Below are 16,434 nucleotides of genomic sequence, written 5' to 3' on the forward strand. Positions count from 1 at the left end.
GCAAGGTATGCATAGCAACAGTGTTTTGTCTGTTCCTAAGTGTGGCTAGAGACAAAAACCGTGCCCAAGTTAGTCCGCGCGACCGAATTGTGGCGTTGCGCCTCCGGAGCCACGTTGGCGCGGACTACTCGTGTGAAGCTACGGCGCTTCGAAGACGCGAAGTTTTGCAACTGGGATGTGTAGGATGTGATTATGCGATATATAGGGGCAAAAAATGGCATGCTTACTCACATTGCAGAGTTGTTAGAGCGGCATGTTGATGGTGATGAGCAGACATTTCTTGATCTTTTTGCTGGCACCAACGCTGTAGGGGCGTATTTCAAGCCACGGTACACCATGTTGTCGAATGATCTACTCTACTTTAGCTATATCAATGCGGTGGCCCGCATAGGCCTCAACCATGTGCCAACCTTTCGAGGTTTGGCACAACGAGGAATCGACACGCCTTTGAAGTTTTTGGAACAAGAAGCCGAATCGTACCTCGGACGAAACGTAGAGGGATACTACGAGTTGAGTTACAGTCCAACCGGAGGTTCAATGTACTTGACTTCTAGTAACGCAAAGCGTGTCGACTCAATCCGTTCAACAATCGCAATGTGGCACCACAATGGTTGGACTACAAATGAAGAGAATGCTTACCTTGTAGACGCGCTAATTAACGCAGTTCCATCTGTAAGCAACACCACCGGCACGTACGGTGCTTTCCTAAAACACTGGGATAAGCGTGCCTTAAATACACTACGCCTAACCCCGAGCGCCATTTACAATAATCAGTATGAAAATAAATGCTTTCAGCAGGACGCGAATGAGCTTGTAAAAGAGATCGAAGCAGACATTGTCTATATCGATCCTCCGTACAATTCGCGACAGTATGTTGCAAACTATCACGTTCTTGAAAATATCGCGCGTAATAGTGAACCAGAATTGCGTGGTGTAACGCGTCTTTTCGATTGGGCTGACGAACGAAGTTCTTATTGTTCAAAACGTAGCGTTAAAGACGCTATGGGGGACCTTATTGCCAGCGTTCAAGCGCGACACATGGTCATTAGCTACAACTCTGAAGGCCTCCTCAATGAGGAAGATCTGGTTCATCTCGCACGCAGTTGTTCACTTGATAATCAGATCGAAGTAGTTCGTGTTCCGTACAGAAGATACTCCTCAAGAAGATCGTCATCTTCGCGCTCAGTCTATGAGCTACTTCTCTATGCGCGAAAAAGCCAGCCGCCATCAAAGTCAGTGACAACCACAGGGCTCACTGAAAAAGTGTTTCCTCTTATTAAAAGTCCACTTAATTATATCGGTGGAAAGTATCGCCTTCTTCCACAAATCATGCCTTTGCTGCCACAGTCTTCACACACCTTCGTCGATCTATTCAGTGGTGGTGCAAATGTTGGCATCAATGCGAGTGCCGAGAAGCACATGTTTATCGACATGAATGAGCGTATTAACGAGTTATTTAGATATTTTCAGAAGACTCCTATTGAACAAGTTATCTCTTCGATTCATGAGACTATTGATGAGTGGGGCTTATCCAAGACTAATGAGGAGGCGTTTCTAAGATTTCGAAAACACTACAATAAGTGTCCTGACCCTATTTCGCTCTATGTGCTAACTTCATATAGCTATAATTATCAGTTTCGATTCAATTCAAATATGGAGTTTAATAATCCATTCGGCAGAAATAGAAGCTCATTCTCACGCAGCATGGAACGCAATCTGGTGCGTTTTGTTAAACGTCTCAGTTGTATCGACGCATGTTTCATAGACAGTTATTTTGAGGACCTGGACCTTAGTTTTCTCCAGCAGGATGACTTCGTTTATCTAGATCCGCCTTATCTAATTACAACTGGTAGCTACAACGATGGCAACAGAGGATTTCGCAATTGGAATGAAACGTCTGAGCTATCGTTGCTTGATCGGATGCGTCAACTTACACAGCGTGGCGTACCGTTTGCCTTGAGTAACGTTTTAGAGCATAAAGGGAGGTCCAATGAACTTCTTAAGGAGTTCATTTCGGAAGAACGACTCCATGTTTTCAACCTGCAATACAACTACGATAATGCATCTCACAACAGCAAGTCGCGAGGCAGCCGCGAGGTTCTGGTTACAAACTACAGGCTAGATAGAGATGGGCGTGCCGCGGTTGATGTTTAGAAAGTTGCAATCTGATTTCGCTTGAGTGAATCGAACAGCTCTTCTGATGTGAGTTCACCCCGGCATACCTTGTCCACTCCGATTAAGAGCTGGTCAACTGCCACAGCTCCGCCGTTTGCATTTGTTCGATGGTAAGTGGACTTCAGTTGCTCATCGAAGGCGCCTGTGAAGGTACTTGAAACCCAAAGAAAAGTCGTATTTTTGGGTGAAATTGTTTTGGGAAATGATTCCCACCATTTGGTTGGGTTGCGCTTTGGGTCGCGAAACTGATTGTCCTCAATGTACCGCACCATCTCGTCTTCCTGGCTTTTTATCTTTGAGTAACCATCAGCATACGCTTTCGTGTCAATGATGATTCCTGGACTTTGTCCGTCGGCCTGTTGGTAAACAATGCCATCTGGTCGCAAGGATCCACCAAGAACTCGAGCATTTGTATTAGTTGCTAGTTTGAACAGTTCCACTGTGAGAATCTCAAAGTCACGAGACCTCTTGGGGTCGAAAGCGATATCGTATAGCTCATAGAACTTTAACGGTAGGGAAGTCCGTTCCATGATCTTTTCTTTGCGCTTATCGTGAATTGTCCTCTGTCGTTCAGGGGTAACGCCAAGAGGTGGGATATCTAATCCTTTTATTGTGTCCTTCAGAGTTACACTGTTGCCGCTAGTGATGACTGAAATGCCGATACCCTGTAGCCCTTCAATGTCAGCGCGGACAACAGTTTCTGAATCGTGGAAGCCAAGCGATTTGAGGCGAGTCATTAGATTCTTGAACGACTTAGTTGTCGATAGAATTTCAATGATATGTGCGCGACGAGTTCTTACGTAGTCCTTTCTCTGTTTTTCTTCATCAGTATTGCCATCGATGGCTAAAAATTCCCAGTTTACATACTTGGGAATGCGTCTATTTTTTGAAGAGCCTTTTGATCGGCGTAAAGCGTGCCGTCCTTTTGCAGTTATCGAAAACTCTCTAAATCCTGCGCACACACCCAAAGAGGTTTGTATTGTGGTGGAGTGAGAAACGACGAACCCGAGTTTCTCAAGCCAGCTTGCTATTCCTCGCGCGTACTTGTCAGCGGTTCCTTCAATGTCGGACCGGATTTTCGTTTGTTCTTCTTTGGAAGTCGATAACTTGAGCCAATCACGCATTGTTGCATCTTCGTAAGAGGTAAACCCTCGCTCGCCCTTGAATCCAAGGTTGGAGCCAAGATAGAACTTGTTTACGGGTTTGCGTGACTCGTCTAGAAGCTGAAGTATTCGTATTGCTGGTGGGTAGGCTAGCAGAGAGTCTATTAGCGTTTGATCCTCTTCTGGTGACTTCTCAGACTGGGCGAATTCGCGCCCTGTTTCTGTGAGTGAACAAGTGTCGGTGGCCCGATTGTGTGTGACTAGGCCCAGACTGAGCGCCCATCGTAAGTAGCCATCTGAGGTCCAATTGTCTGTCCACTCTTTCCCTGTGGTTTTATGGTTTTGAGGAAGTATGGTCACTTGGATTAAGCCGTCCGCAACTGCATCACTTCTTCGTTTTGGCGTTTCGTTGTTTTTGTCCTTTGAGGTGCCAACTAGTTCTTTATATGTGAACGTTTCAGTGCAGTTTAGTAATTTGTCGTGCAATTGGTTTCGTAGATCGATAAAAGGGATCAGGCGGCAAACGAGATCGTCACGTAAGGCTTTGTAATGGGCAGTTGAGGAGTCAAAGATTTGAACGACAAGCTTTAAGTTCTCAAAGTTAGACGGGTTCTGCACCCACCCGTATGTTCTCCGGTGTACTTTGTTCATTGATTGCCCGCCTTTCTATTTATTCGAAGCCTACTTTAACTAACGATCTGGGTGTTTAAAGGGTAGCAATGTGTCGTCTTTGCAAGCATTAGGTGCCAGTGTAACTATGCCTAGATGTTCGGTAAGAAAAATATGTTCTATGTAATCGTTCCCTGGGCTGGTAACAGTTCAACCTGTTGCGCGTATGTCTTGAACGGTAGTCAGAGCGAATTGCGCACCTGTTGGGTAAATCAAAGACCGGCCCTGGACTCCCGCGAAAACGGGTAGCGGAACCGGTCGTGTTGTAAACAATTATAATTGTAAGCCGTACCTACTGCCTCCACACGCCGGTGGTGCCGGTCAATAACGCTGTACCGTCCACTACAGAACCGGGTCGCGGAGCAGGTTCAATATCAATCGGAAGTGCCAGGTTGACCATCATGCCGCAGTCGGCAACGACGCGGTACCACTGCTTACCCGTGAGTTGATTGGTCACCACCTCAACCTCTTCGCACACCGCTTTAAAGATACTGGCCGAACTCAACTCTTCTAGCTCAGCCGCGCCGGTCGAAAAATGAAACAGCCCCGGGCTGGCAATGAACGTTGGACCCAACGTAACTTCAGCGGGCATCCCGTCAGCCACATCGGCCAGCGACGAAGCATCAATCGGTGTCTGCTGGGCGCGCCAGTCATCAACTGACTCAAACACCTCAACATCAACGGCCACGGCACCAAGACAATACGAAGGATACGGTTCAAGCTCACCAACGTCGTTTCCCGCATACACCGGATACATAAACGGATCATCGACCGCCACCAGCACTTTAGTGAACAGAGAACCGTATGGGTCATATACATTCATCGCAGCTAATCCAGGGATCGGCTGCCACGCATCAACAGGTACGCGAGCAGGACCTGTTACTGAAACAGAATCTTCGCGTCTGCCGTCCAAGGGCTGGTATAGCGCGAGTGTGGCCCCTGACGGATCTACGTAGGCGACCATATGGTCGAAGTCGGAGGCGTCCACGCTTAAGAGCATGTCGTTCCTCAGCAATGAAAGGGTGTCATGCCAGTCCGGAAGAAAACCAAGAGATTCCAAATATGTCTGTGCCACACGTTTATTTTTTCATGCGCACAGACAACCGTGCACATCAGGCCTGGTCTCTACTAGAATCGGTGTGGCCTGTATGCAACAACCGTGGAACACGGGAAGCGCAGCGCTCAAGGCACCGCCAATCAGGGAAGGACACTCATGAAGACCGCAGAAATTAAGCGCCGCTGGCTGGAATTCTTCGAATCCAAAGGCCACACCGTGGTGCCATCTGCGTCCGTGATCTCGTCCGACCCCTCCATCCTCTTCAACATCGCAGGCATGGTGCAGTTCATCCCATACCTCACCGGCCGCGAACCCGCACCCTTCCCACGCGCCACCAGCGTGCAAAAGTGCGTGCGCACCGCCGACATCGAAGAAGTGGGCCAAACCACCCGCCACGGCACGTTCTTCCAAATGAACGGAAACTTCAGCTTTGGCGACTACTTCAAGAGCGAAGCCATCGCCATGGCCTGGGAACTGCTCACCACCCCAGAAGACAACGGTGGCCTGGGCTTTGACCCCAACCGCCTTTGGGTCACCGTCCACGAAGACGACGCCGCCTCGATCGACCTGTGGCTCGAAGAAACCAGCATGCCCCGCGAACGTATCCAAATGCGCGGCAACGAAGACAACTTCTGGCACACCGGCCAACCCGGCCCCGGCGGCTACTGCTCCGAAATCTACTACGACCGCGGGCCCGCATACGGCAAAGAAGGCGGCCCGGTCGCTGACGAAGACCGCTACATCGAAATCTGGAACCTCGTCTTCATGGAGTTCGAACTCTCCGAGGTCCGCACCAAAGTCGACTTCGACATCAAAGGCGACCTTCCCGCCAAAAACATCGACACCGGCATGGGCCTGGAACGCGTGGCGTTCCTCAAACAAGGTGTCGAGAACATGTACGAAATCGACGAAGTCTACCCCGTCATCAAAAAGGCCGAAGAACTCTCCGGCCACACCTACGGCACCAACCACAACGACGACGTCCGCATGCGCGTTGTCGCCGACCACGTGCGCTCCGCCCTCGTCATCATCGGCGACGGCGTGCGTCCCGGCAACGAAGGCCGCGGCTACATCCTGCGCCGCCTTCTGCGCCGCGCCATCCGCGCCATGCGCCTGCTGGGCGTCACTCAACCCGTGCTCCCACACCTGCTGCCCGTCTCCAAAGACGCCATGAAGCAGTCCTACCCAGAACTCGACACCGACTTCGACCGCATTTCCAAGATCGCCTACGCAGAAGAAACCGCGTTCCTGCGCACCCTGGAATCCGGCACCCAGCTGCTCACCCGCACCGTCGCCGAGGTGGGTAAAGGTGGCACTATCGACGGCGCCGTGGCATTTACCCTCCACGACACCCACGGCTTCCCGATCGACCTCACCGTGGAAATGGCCCACGAAGCAGGCGTGGAAGTCGACGTCGACGGCTTCAAAGCCCACATGGAAGAACAGCGCCAACGCGCCAAAGCCGACGCGAAGTCCAAGAAGGGCGGGGGAGCGAACCTCACCGCCTACTCCCACCTACTCGAAGCCGGCACCTCGGAATTCGTGGGCTACGACAACCTCAACACTCTGGCCACCGTGCGCGGCATCATCAAAGACGGCGAAGCCGTTCCCGTGGCACACGCCGGCGACACGGTCGACGTTGTCCTGGACATCACCCCGTTCTACGCCGAATCCGGTGGCCAAACCGCCGACATCGGCCACCTCACCGGCCCTGACCTCACCGCTCGTGTCACCGACGTTCAGAACATCCTGGCCGGGCTACCCACGCACAAGGTCACGGTTGAAACCGGTGAGCTGGAAACCGGCGCCCTCATCACCGCGCAGGTCGATCCAGACCACCGCTACCAAGCCCAGCAGGCACACTCGGCAACCCACCTCATCCACGCCGCCCTGCGTGAAGTTCTGGGCTCGAACGCCACCCAGGCCGGATCGCTCAACAACCCCGGCTACCTGCGCTTCGACTACTCGTACCCTGAAGCACTCAGCCCAGCAGCCCGCCAAGAAATCGAAGAATGTGCCAACACCGCAGTCCGCGACAACTTCGAAGTGGGCTACGACTTCCTGCCATTCGAAGAGGCCAAGAAATCCGGCGCCATGGCCCTGTTCGGTGAACGCTACCCAGAAATCGTGCGCGTGGTTGACATAAACGGCACCTGGTCCCGCGAACTTTGCGGAGGAACCCACGTCACCCGTACCGCAGAAATCGGACCCATCTCGCTAACCAGCGAAGCCTCCGTGGGCTCCGGCACCCGCCGCATCGAAGCCAGCGTGGGACTTGACGCCATGAAGCAACTGGCACGCGAACGCTCCACCGTGGCCCAGCTGTCGGAGCTTCTCAAGGTGCCCGGCCCCGAGGTTTACCAGCGCGTCACCGGCCTCATGGACCGCATCAAAGAAGCCGAACGCACCATCGCTCAACTCAACCAAGAAAAGGTCCTGGCCCGCGCAACCGACGCAGCCGCCAGCGCCCAGAAACTCGGCCCCGCAACCGTGGTCACAACGGAGCTCGGTGAGGTGGCAAACGCCGCCGACGTCCGCTCCTTCGTCCTTGACGTTCGCAACCGCCTGGACGACCCAGCCCACGTCATCGCAGCAGTTGGACTGGCCAACGACAAACCCGCCGTCGTCATCGCGGTAGGCCCTGACGCACAGCAAGCCGGTCTGAAAGCCGGAGCTCTTGTCACCTCGGCGTGCAAAACCCTGGGCGGCGGCGGAGGTGGCAAGCCCGACCTCGCACAGGGTGGTGGCCAGGACGCCACCAAGGTGACCCAAGCACTCCAAAACGTGCGCGACCAGGTAGCGAACTCGTGAGGCGCGGCCGGCGCTTAGGAATCGACGTGGGGGCGGTGCGCGTGGGAATCGCCCACAGCGACCCCGACGGGATCCTCGCCTCACCTCTTGAAGTGGTTAACCGCCGAGGTGGCGACAACTTCGCGCTGCGCCGAATCCAAGAGATCGTGGAGGAAGTCGACCCGGTCGAACTGGTGATAGGAGACCCCACGTCCTTAGACGGCACAGCGCGCCAGTCCGCGGACAAAGCTCGGCGTTTCGCCCAGAAGATCGTGGACCGCACAGGACTCCCGGTAAGGTACGTGGATGAACGTTTTACCACCACACAAGCGCACCTGATGTTACAAGCAGCAGGAAAATCGTCTAAGCAACGACGCGAAACCGTGGACGCGCAAGCCGCCGTGGTGATCCTGCAAACAGCTCTCGACGCTCTCGCACGTGAGGACAACAGTGGGGATTGACGACGTATTCGAAAACAAGGGCACCCGCAAGGACGCCCGGCAGCGCAGGCACAACCGGAAAATTCGGCGCCGTCGCATCACCGCCATCGTTGTAGTGCTCGCCCTCATAGCCGGAGTCAGCGGGGTTGTGGCAGTCAGCACGGCCTCGGGCGCGTTCTCTAACCTGTTCGGTGCCAAGAAGGACTACGAAGGCGAAGGCGAAGGCAGCATCGACGTCACTGTGATCCCGGGCGCGTCCGCCAGCCAGGTCGCCAACCAGTTGGTCGAAGAAGACGTCATCCGATCCGCCGACCCCTTCCTCAAAGAAGTCGAAAGTCGCGGCTTCGTCATCAAAGCCGGCACGTTCAAAATGCGCAAACGCATGAGCTCCAGCGCCGCCGTCGACGCCCTAGAAGACGCCACCGCCGCGCAACGCCTCACCGTGGCAGAAGGCCACACCATCAAGACCATCAAAGCCAACGCGATCAAAGCCGGCGTCAACGAACAGCAGCTCGACAAGGCCATCGACAAGAAGAAACCCAAGGACTACGGCCTCGACATCGACGCGCCCAACCTCGAGGGCTACCTGTACCCGGCCACCTACGACATCGACCCGTCACGCCCCGCCGAAGCCCTGGTCCAAGATATGGTCAACAAGACCAAGGACGAACTCAACCGGCTCGCCATTCCACACGACGACGCCCACTACTACCTGACCCTTGCCAGCCTGGTAGAAAAAGAAGCCACCAGTGACCCTGAGGTGCAAGCCAAGGTAGCGCGCGTGTTCGTCAACCGCGTGGGGAAGAAGTCCCAAACCGGCGGTCTGCTCCAGTCCGACGCCACCGTGGCCTATATCCACGGTGCGCGTCAGGACCTGACCACCACAAAGAAGGAACGCGAAAGCAACAACCCGTACAACACGTACAAACACAAAGGGTGGACGCCCGGCCCCATCAACTCACCCGGCGAACCCGCAGTGCGCGCGGCCATGAAACCCGCCAAGGGTGACTGGCAGTTCTTCGTAGCAACCGACCCAGACAACGGCACCGTGAAGTTCGCCAACAACTACCAAGAGCACCAGAAAAACGTCGAAGAGTTCCGCAAGTGGCTACGCGAACACCGCAAGAAAAATGGATAAGTTCAACGCCTGCGTGGCCGGGTCGCCCATTGCGCACTCCAAGTCTCCGGACCTGCACACGGCCGCGCTCACAGCACTGGGCATTCCGGGGGAGTACGGCTCGGTCGAACTCACGGAAGATCAACTGGCCACCCACATCGACACGCACCCGGAACTCGTGGGCATGTCGTGCACCATGCCGCTCAAAACCACCCTGGCCCAACTGGCGTACGAACGAAACTGGAACATCGACCCCACCGTGACCGCCACCCGGGTCGCCAACACGTTCGTGCGCACCCCCACGCCGTCCGTCTACAACACTGACGTCGCTGGAATCGTGGGCGCCCTGCGAACCTCTGTCACCTCGGCGGCCATTGTGGGTTCCGGCGCCACCGCAGCCAGCGCGCTTGTCGCCCTCAAAGAACTGGGTTGCGCGACCGTGGATATCTACGCCCGCAACCAACGGACCCGTGCTGACCTGGCCCAACTCGCCCAATCACTGGACATGGACGCCACCCACGCTGGCCTGGAGAAGATCAATTGGGACCACGACGTCATCGTGAGCACCTTGCCCACGGGTGTGGACCTGGACGTCCCCGCCCGTCTGTCCGCCACGGTGCTGGACGTCGCGTACGCGCACGGGTCAGTGGGGGAGAAGGCTAAGCAAGCCGGCGCCGAGGTGGTCCCCGGCCTGGCAATGTTGGTGGAGCAGGCTGTCGCCCAGTTCATTCACTTTGTGGGCGTCACCGGCAGGTCGTTAAGCGCGTCCGAGGTTCAACGGGCTACCGTTGCTATGTACGAAGCCGTCAACCTGACCCCGCCGAAAGGAGACTCATGGAGTCCGTCTCACTAGTCGCAGGACTGTCACTTGCGGTTGGGGCAGCGATCGCCGTATCCGTTGTCATCTGGTTCATGTTCCCCAAGCTCATCAACGACGAGGCGGGACTGCGCCTCCTCAACGGTCTGCGCACGGACAACCGCCCCGTGTGGCTCGTGTCCTTCGTCATGACCGCAACCGGACTGGTTCTGGCGTGGATCTCCGGGTTCTTCCTGCCCTTGTTCATGTCGCGCACCTACGCCGACATCCCCATCATCGTGGCCCTGGGCGTGTTCGCCGGAGCCACGGCGTGGCTGTTCTGGATCGACAGTGTGCTGCACCGGCTTCCCAACCTGATCGTTATGCCAATAGCCGGGTTCATGATCGTGGCCTACCTGGTGTCCATGATCTTGGGTGTTACCAGCAAGCAATCAGCGTTCGACCAACTGTGGGCACGCGGCGCAACCCCAGCACTCGCCGGGCTCGCCGGCGCCGGAATCACCGTGGTCATCTTCGCAATCGTCTACCTTTTTGGTCTGGCCCTGGGCAAAGAAACCTTGGGACTGGGCGATGTGAAACTCGCGGTTCCTGTGGGAATGGTCGCCGGAACGGCCAGCCAATGGGGCCTCATCGTAGCCCTGATCATCATGAACGTTTCGGCCCTGGTGTACTTCCTCATGCACTTTGGCAAACGCCGCAACGTTGCGTTTGGGCCACACATGCTCATTGGCGCGTGGACCGCCGCGTTACTTACACCACTCATTCTGTAGAGTTAGTTAAATGTTGAGATGGTTGACCGCAGGTGAATCGCACGGCGAAGCGCTCGTAGGAATCCTCGTAGGACTCCCCGCACACGTCGATGTCACCACTGAAGATATTTCCCGCGCACTCGCGCGCCGCCGCCTGGGCTACGGCCGAGGCGCCCGCATGAAGTTCGAAGCCGACAAGGTACGCCTCGTCGGAGGTGTTCGCCACGGCAAGACCCTGGGCGGACCCGTAGCAATCGAAGTGGGCAACACCGAATGGCCCAAATGGGAAACCGTCATGAGCCCCAACCCCGTCGACCCTGACGAGCTGGAAGGGCAGGCTCGGGCCGCTAAGCTGACGCGACCTCGGCCGGGCCACGCCGACCTCGTTGGCATGATGAAGTACGACTGGGACGAAGCGCGCCCAATCCTGGAACGCGCCTCCGCCCGCGAAACCGCAACCCGCGTGGCCCTGGGCGCTGTCGCGAGCCAGTTTCTCAAGGCCCTCGACATCGAGATCGTGTCCCACACCGTGGCCATTGGCCCGGTGGAAGGAGGACGCGATCTGGCACGCCCCACGGCCGCTGACGTTGAACAGCTGGACGCTGACCCGTTGCGTTGCTTCGATCCGGAGCTCTCGCAACGGATGGTCGCCGAGGTCGAAGACGCCAAGAAGGCTGGTGACACCTTGGGTGGGGTCGTCGAAGTTATTGTGTACGGCGCGTTCCCTGGTCTGGGATCGCACGTGACCGGGGACCGTCGTTTGGAATCGCGCCTGGCTGCCTCACTCATGGGCATCCAAGCGATCAAGGGCGTGGAGATTGGCGACGGCTTTGAAACCGCACGTCGTCGCGGCTCCGTGGCTCACGACGAGATCGACGCCGAAAACGGCGTGAAGCGTCTGACCAACCGCGCCGGCGGTATCGAAGGTGGCATGACCACCGGCGAACCCATCATTGTGCGCGCGGCCATGAAACCCATTTCCACCGTGCCTCGCGCCCTGTCCACGGTCGACGTGGCCACCCAGGAACCAGCCAAGGCACACCACCAGCGCTCCGACGTATGTGCCGTGCCCGCGGCCGGTGTGGTCGCCGAAGCCATGGTCGCGCTGGAACTTGCCCAAGCTGTGCTGGAGAAGTGCGGCGGGGATTCCGTTGATGAAGTCAAACGCAACCGCGACGCATACCTCAGCCACATCGATCCGTTCCTGTTGGGCCAATGAGTGTCGAGCCCGTCCCCAGGCCAGCACCCCCACTCAACCCAGTGCCGGCCGCGGGCGCGCGAATCGCGTTGATCGGTCCACCGGCAGCGGGGAAGTCCACAATTGGACGGTTGCTCGCTGAACGCCTGGACATTCCACTGCGCGACACCGACGCCCGCATCGTCGAACAACACGGAGATATCCAGCAGATTTTTGCCTCCCGAGGTGAAGCCCGGTTCCGCGAAATTGAGCGCGAGGTTGTGCGCAGGTCCCTGCGCGAGCTGTTGGACCGCCCCGGAGTGGTCTCCCTAGGTGGGGGAGCGATCCTCAACCCGGGAACCCGCGCCCAGCTCAAGCACCCGGCCATCAAAGTCATCACCATCATGATCGACGCCGATGTTGCGCGCGTGCGCCTGGGCGGGTCACGCCGTCCTCTCTTAGACGACGACGCCGACCCCGTAGCCGCGTGGCAAGCACTCGTGGACGAACGACGGCCACTATATGAGTCCGTGTCCACCGCAACCGTGAGTGCGTCGAACGAACCACCCTCAACAGTGGTCAACCGAGTGGTTGACGTGCTCACTAAACTGCAACGTGAAGAAGAGTACGCCCGCTTTGATCAGGAGGAGACCATTGACTGAAATCCGCGTGACCGGCGGAGGCGACTACCCCGTCATCGTCGGATCTAAACTCCTGGGCAGACTGCCCCAACTGCTGGGCTCACAAGTCCAGCGCGTCCTGGTGATCTACCCGCGCGCACTGCGCACAACCGGCGAACTCGTGCGCGAAGACCTGGCCAGCACCGGACTCGACGCAATCGCCGCTGAAATCCCCGACGCCGAAGAAGCAAAACACATTCGGGTTGCGGAGTTCTGCTGGCAAATCCTGGGCCAGTCCGACTTCACGCGCTCCGACGCAATTGTCGCCGTGGGTGGGGGAGCCATCACCGACGTCGCCGGTTTCGTGGCAGCCACCTGGTTGCGCGGCATCACCTTCGTCAACATCCCCACGACCTTCTTGGGCATGGTCGACGCCGCGGTAGGTGGCAAAACCGGAATCAACACGGCAGAAGGTAAGAACCTGGTGGGCGCGTTTCACTCACCAGCCGGCGTGCTTGTCGACACGGACACGCTGGCGACTTTGCCAGAGAACGAACTGTTCACCGGCATGGCCGAGGCCGTCAAGTGCGGTTTCATCGCTGACCCTACGATCCTCGAACTCATCGAGAACACCCCCAAGGACGTTCTGGCCAACCACGAATCACCCGAACTGCGCCAGATCATCGAACGCACCATCGAGGTCAAAGCCCGCGTGGTTTCCGGTGACTTCAAGGAATCCGGCACCCGCGAAATCCTCAACTACGGCCACACCTTGGGCCACGCAATCGAACGCAATGAGCGCTATCAGTGGCGCCACGGAGCCGCCGTGGCCGTGGGCATGATGTTCGCAGCTGAACTGGGAGTGATGCTGAAGAACCTACCCGCCGAGGTGGTGGACCGTCACCGCGCAATCTTGGAACACCTCGGGCTTCCTACCGGGTACCGTTCCGACCGCTGGCCGCAACTGCTCGACACCATGAAGCGGGACAAGAAAGCGCGCGGGAACCTCATGCGTTTTGTTGTGCTTCGTGACATTGCACAACCCGTAGTCGTCGAAGTGCCTGACACTTCGTTGCTGTACACGGCGTATCAAGCCATTGGAGTCGACTCGCCTGTGCGGACGATTTAAACCACCTGTTACAATCTTCTGGGCGCACTGGCCCTCACTTCTATGAAAGGAATCGCGTGGCAACCACCAACGATCTGAAGAACGGTATGGTTCTCAAGCTCGACAACGAACTCTGGCAGGTTGTTGAATTCCTGCACGTGAAGCCAGGAAAGGGCCCGGCTTTCGTGCGCACCAAAATCAAGAACGTGCTGTCCGGCAAGATTGTGGACCGCACCTTCAACGCAGGAACCAAGGTCGAAACCGCTAACGTGGACCGCCGCGACATGCAGTACCTGTACCACGACGGTTCCGACTACATCTTCATGGACGAACAGGACTACGACCAGGTCCCACTGTCCGACGCCCTGGTAGGCGACGCTGCGAACTTCATGCTCGAGAACCAGAGCGTCCAGGTCGCATTCCACGAAGGCAACCCGCTTTACATCGAACTTCCTGCCGCTGTGGAACTCACCATCAGCCACACCGAACCTGGCCTGCAGGGTGACCGTTCCAGCGGTGGAACCAAGCCAGCAACCGTGGAAACTGGATACGAAATCCAGGTGCCTCTGTTCCTCGAAACCGGTACTCGGGTGCGCGTTGACACCCGCACCGGAGAATACATGGGGCGCGTCAAAGAGTGAGCGCCCGGTATCGAGCACGTCGCAGGGCACTCGAACTCCTTTTTGAATCCGAAGCTCGTAACCTCCCAGAAGCGGAGCTGATTAAGCTTCGCGAAAACGACGAAGAGTACCCTCTACGGCCGTATGCACGCGAAATCGTCGACGGGGTCGTGACTCACCGTGCGCAACTGGACGAACTCATTTCGACGTACGCGCACGGTTGGACTCTGGAGAGAATGCCACGGGTCGACCGCGCTGTTCTGCGGATCGGCCTGTGGGAAATTCTTTACAACGATGACGTCGACGATCCGGTAGCGATCGACGAAGCCGTCACCCTGGCCAAGGAGTATTCCACCGACGATTCACCAGCTTTCGTCAACGCTCTGTTGGACAGGATCAGCAAACTTAAAGACACGCTTTAGGTATGCTTGTCATGAAACCACCTTTAACCACCGTCCCGTGAGGCGGAGAAGGAGGAGTCATGCGAACACGTACAGTTCTCGACGCTAACGAAATGGCTCGAGCGCTTACTCGCATAGCCCACGAAATCATTGAAGCGAACAAGGGCGCACAGAACCTTGTTCTATTAGGAATTCCCACGCGCGGAGTGCCCCTTGCACAGCGTCTGGCAGAACGCATTGGGCAGATTGAACCGGGCGTCGACGTCCCAGAAATCGTGGGTAGCCTCGACATCACCATGTACCGGGATGACCTCAAAGCGGGCAAACTGCGCACTCCCGAACCCACCAACATTCCCCGAAGTGGAGTCGACGGGAAGACCGTTGTGCTCATTGACGACGTTCTGTTCTCTGGGCGAACAATCCGTGCGGCCCTGGACTCCCTGGCCGATGTTGGCAGGCCCGAAGCCGTGCGCCTGGCCGTTCTTGTTGACCGAGGTCACCGTGCCCTGCCCATCCGTGCCGATCACGTGGGTAAGAACCTGCCCACGTCCCTTTCGGAACGTGTATCCGTCACCGTCACAGAAATTGACGGTGAGGATTCTGTCACCATCTCGGAGGCGTGATGAAACACCTGCTGTCGACCAAAGACCTCTCACGTGACGACGCCGTTGGACTCCTCGACATCGCAGAAGAAATGACGCAGGTATCCGCACGTGAAGTGAAAAAACTTCCCGTGCTACGTGGGCGCACCGTAGTCAACCTGTTCTTCGAAGACTCCACTCGTACACGAATCTCATTTGAAGCTGCCGCTAAACGCCTCTCAGCCGATGTCCTGAACTTCTCCGCCAAAGGCTCGTCCGTGTCGAAGGGTGAAAGCCTGCAAGACACCATCCAGACGCTCGGCGCCATGGGTGCTGACGCGATCGTGGTCAGGCACCCAGGATCGGGAACCCCGCACCGGATTGCCACCTCGGGCTGGTTGCACGCCCCCGTCCTCAACGCCGGGGACGGCACCCACGAACACCCCACCCAAGCCCTCTTGGACTCCTTCACATTGCGCCGGGTCCTTTCCGGGCAGCCCGCATCCGGACCGGCGGACGGCTCCCACGGGCGCACGCTTGAAGGCGCAACCGTGGCGATCGTGGGTGACGTGCTGCATTCGCGCGTGGCCCGCTCCAACGTCCACCTACTCAACACCTTGGGTGCGCGCGTGGTGCTCATTTCCCCACCCACACTGTTGCCGTGGGGCGTGGAAACCTGGCCGTGCGACGTGAGCTACTCATTCGACGAAGCGATTGCAGACTACGTCTTTGACGCCGTCATGATGCTGCGCGTGCAACTCGAACGCATGCACCAAGCGTTCTTCCCCAACCCCCGCGAATACTCACGCATGTGGGGACTCACGCAGGAACGACTGAGCGCGTTGGGCGACGACACGTGGATCATGCACCCCGGGCCCATGAACCGCGGATTCGAAATCTGCTCCGCGGCCGCTGACTCACCCCGCGCAGTCGTTCTCAACCAGGTAGAAAACGGGGTCGCCGTGCGCATGGCCGCCCTGTACCGCCTACTCACCGGACAGGAAGGTTAA

General features: G+C 57.1%; 15 protein-coding genes. 13 read left to right on the top strand and 2 right to left on the bottom strand.

The window, feature by feature from the left end; translation table 11 throughout:
• Positions 1 to 192: 192 nt before the first annotated feature.
• Positions 193 to 2,154 carry a Dam family site-specific DNA-(adenine-N6)-methyltransferase gene (locus JOE56_RS10540; protein ID WP_275577231.1) on the top strand — a complete coding sequence of 654 codons (1,962 nt, stop codon included), beginning with the start codon at positions 193 to 195 and terminating at the stop codon, positions 2,152 to 2,154.
• Here the strand turns inward: JOE56_RS10540 and JOE56_RS10545 are convergent.
• Complete coding sequence (locus JOE56_RS10545; protein WP_204515928.1) at positions 2,151 to 3,929, bottom strand: restriction endonuclease FokI recognition domain-containing protein; 1,779 nt, start codon at positions 3,927 to 3,929, stop codon at positions 2,151 to 2,153. The two genes, JOE56_RS10540 and JOE56_RS10545, sit on opposite strands and share 4 nt — an antisense overlap.
• Before the next feature lie 310 nt (positions 3,930 to 4,239).
• Positions 4,240 to 5,022, bottom strand: coding sequence for a hypothetical protein (locus JOE56_RS10550; protein ID WP_204515929.1), 783 nt, complete (start codon positions 5,020 to 5,022; stop codon positions 4,240 to 4,242).
• Positions 5,023 to 5,160: 138 nt separating this feature from the next.
• Between JOE56_RS10550 and alaS the strand changes: the two genes are divergently transcribed.
• From alaS to JOE56_RS10610, 12 genes are read left to right on the top strand one after another with little or no spacing between them, the layout of a single operon-like run.
• On the top strand, positions 5,161 to 7,815 hold the full coding sequence (gene alaS / locus JOE56_RS10555; protein WP_204515930.1) for an alanine--tRNA ligase: 2,655 nt from the start codon (positions 5,161 to 5,163) through the stop codon (positions 7,813 to 7,815).
• Positions 7,812 to 8,255 carry a Holliday junction resolvase RuvX gene (gene ruvX, locus JOE56_RS10560; RefSeq protein WP_204515931.1) on the top strand — a complete coding sequence of 148 codons (444 nt, stop codon included), beginning with the start codon at positions 7,812 to 7,814 and terminating at the stop codon, positions 8,253 to 8,255. The genes alaS and ruvX overlap by 4 nt, the downstream gene beginning before the upstream one ends.
• Positions 8,245 to 9,372: an endolytic transglycosylase MltG gene (gene mltG / locus JOE56_RS10565; protein ID WP_204515932.1), complete on the top strand. Its 1,128-nt coding sequence runs from the start codon at positions 8,245 to 8,247 to the stop codon at positions 9,370 to 9,372. Before ruvX ends, mltG begins: the two co-directional genes overlap by 11 nt.
• Positions 9,365 to 10,204: a shikimate dehydrogenase family protein gene (locus JOE56_RS10570; RefSeq protein ID WP_204515933.1), complete on the top strand. Its 840-nt coding sequence runs from the start codon at positions 9,365 to 9,367 to the stop codon at positions 10,202 to 10,204. The genes mltG and JOE56_RS10570 overlap by 8 nt, the downstream gene beginning before the upstream one ends.
• The gene (locus JOE56_RS10575) at positions 10,186 to 10,938 is read left to right on the top strand and encodes an A24 family peptidase (RefSeq protein ID WP_204515934.1); all 753 of its coding nucleotides are present in this window, start codon (positions 10,186 to 10,188) and stop codon (positions 10,936 to 10,938) included. The genes JOE56_RS10570 and JOE56_RS10575 overlap by 19 nt, the downstream gene beginning before the upstream one ends.
• Before the next feature lie 10 nt (positions 10,939 to 10,948).
• Positions 10,949 to 12,136: a chorismate synthase gene (gene aroC / locus JOE56_RS10580; protein ID WP_204515935.1), complete on the top strand. Its 1,188-nt coding sequence runs from the start codon at positions 10,949 to 10,951 to the stop codon at positions 12,134 to 12,136.
• Positions 12,133 to 12,756 (top strand): shikimate kinase, encoded by a 624-nt coding sequence (locus JOE56_RS10585; protein WP_180965275.1) that lies wholly within the window; start codon positions 12,133 to 12,135, stop codon positions 12,754 to 12,756. The genes aroC and JOE56_RS10585 overlap by 4 nt, the downstream gene beginning before the upstream one ends.
• Positions 12,749 to 13,843 carry a 3-dehydroquinate synthase gene (gene aroB, locus JOE56_RS10590; RefSeq protein WP_204515936.1) on the top strand — a complete coding sequence of 365 codons (1,095 nt, stop codon included), beginning with the start codon at positions 12,749 to 12,751 and terminating at the stop codon, positions 13,841 to 13,843. Before JOE56_RS10585 ends, aroB begins: the two co-directional genes overlap by 8 nt.
• Positions 13,844 to 13,899: 56 nt before the next feature.
• Positions 13,900 to 14,463 carry an elongation factor P gene (gene efp / locus JOE56_RS10595; RefSeq protein ID WP_102238087.1) on the top strand — a complete coding sequence of 188 codons (564 nt, stop codon included), beginning with the start codon at positions 13,900 to 13,902 and terminating at the stop codon, positions 14,461 to 14,463.
• Complete coding sequence (gene nusB / locus JOE56_RS10600) at positions 14,460 to 14,864, top strand: transcription antitermination factor NusB (RefSeq protein ID WP_102238086.1); 405 nt, start codon at positions 14,460 to 14,462, stop codon at positions 14,862 to 14,864. The genes efp and nusB overlap by 4 nt, the downstream gene beginning before the upstream one ends.
• Before the next feature lie 59 nt (positions 14,865 to 14,923).
• On the top strand, positions 14,924 to 15,466 hold the full coding sequence (pyrR, locus tag JOE56_RS10605; protein WP_204515937.1) for a bifunctional pyr operon transcriptional regulator/uracil phosphoribosyltransferase PyrR: 543 nt from the start codon (positions 14,924 to 14,926) through the stop codon (positions 15,464 to 15,466).
• Positions 15,466 to 16,434 carry an aspartate carbamoyltransferase catalytic subunit gene (locus tag JOE56_RS10610; protein WP_204515938.1) on the top strand — a complete coding sequence of 323 codons (969 nt, stop codon included), beginning with the start codon at positions 15,466 to 15,468 and terminating at the stop codon, positions 16,432 to 16,434. Before pyrR ends, JOE56_RS10610 begins: the two co-directional genes overlap by 1 nt.

The organism is Brevibacterium paucivorans, assembly GCF_016907735.1.
In the GTDB taxonomy this organism is placed as follows: domain Bacteria; phylum Actinomycetota; class Actinomycetes; order Actinomycetales; family Brevibacteriaceae; genus Brevibacterium; species Brevibacterium paucivorans.

Excerpts from the sequence above, each read along its gene's own strand:
- JOE56_RS10540 (WP_275577231.1), top strand. The coding sequence starts at position 193 with ATGCGATATATAGGGGCAAAAAATGGCATGCTTACTCACATTGCAGAG.
- JOE56_RS10545 (WP_204515928.1), bottom strand. The coding sequence starts at position 3,929 with ATGAACAAAGTACACCGGAGAACATACGGGTGGGTGCAGAACCCGTCT.
- alaS (WP_204515930.1), top strand. The coding sequence starts at position 5,161 with ATGAAGACCGCAGAAATTAAGCGCCGCTGGCTGGAATTCTTCGAATCC.
- JOE56_RS10570 (WP_204515933.1), top strand. The coding sequence starts at position 9,365 with ATGGATAAGTTCAACGCCTGCGTGGCCGGGTCGCCCATTGCGCACTCC.
- JOE56_RS10575 (WP_204515934.1), top strand. The coding sequence starts at position 10,186 with ATGGAGTCCGTCTCACTAGTCGCAGGACTGTCACTTGCGGTTGGGGCA.
- aroC (WP_204515935.1), top strand. The coding sequence starts at position 10,949 with ATGTTGAGATGGTTGACCGCAGGTGAATCGCACGGCGAAGCGCTCGTA.
- JOE56_RS10585 (WP_180965275.1), top strand. The coding sequence starts at position 12,133 with ATGAGTGTCGAGCCCGTCCCCAGGCCAGCACCCCCACTCAACCCAGTG.
- pyrR (WP_204515937.1), top strand. The coding sequence starts at position 14,924 with ATGCGAACACGTACAGTTCTCGACGCTAACGAAATGGCTCGAGCGCTT.
- JOE56_RS10610 (WP_204515938.1), top strand. The coding sequence starts at position 15,466 with ATGAAACACCTGCTGTCGACCAAAGACCTCTCACGTGACGACGCCGTT.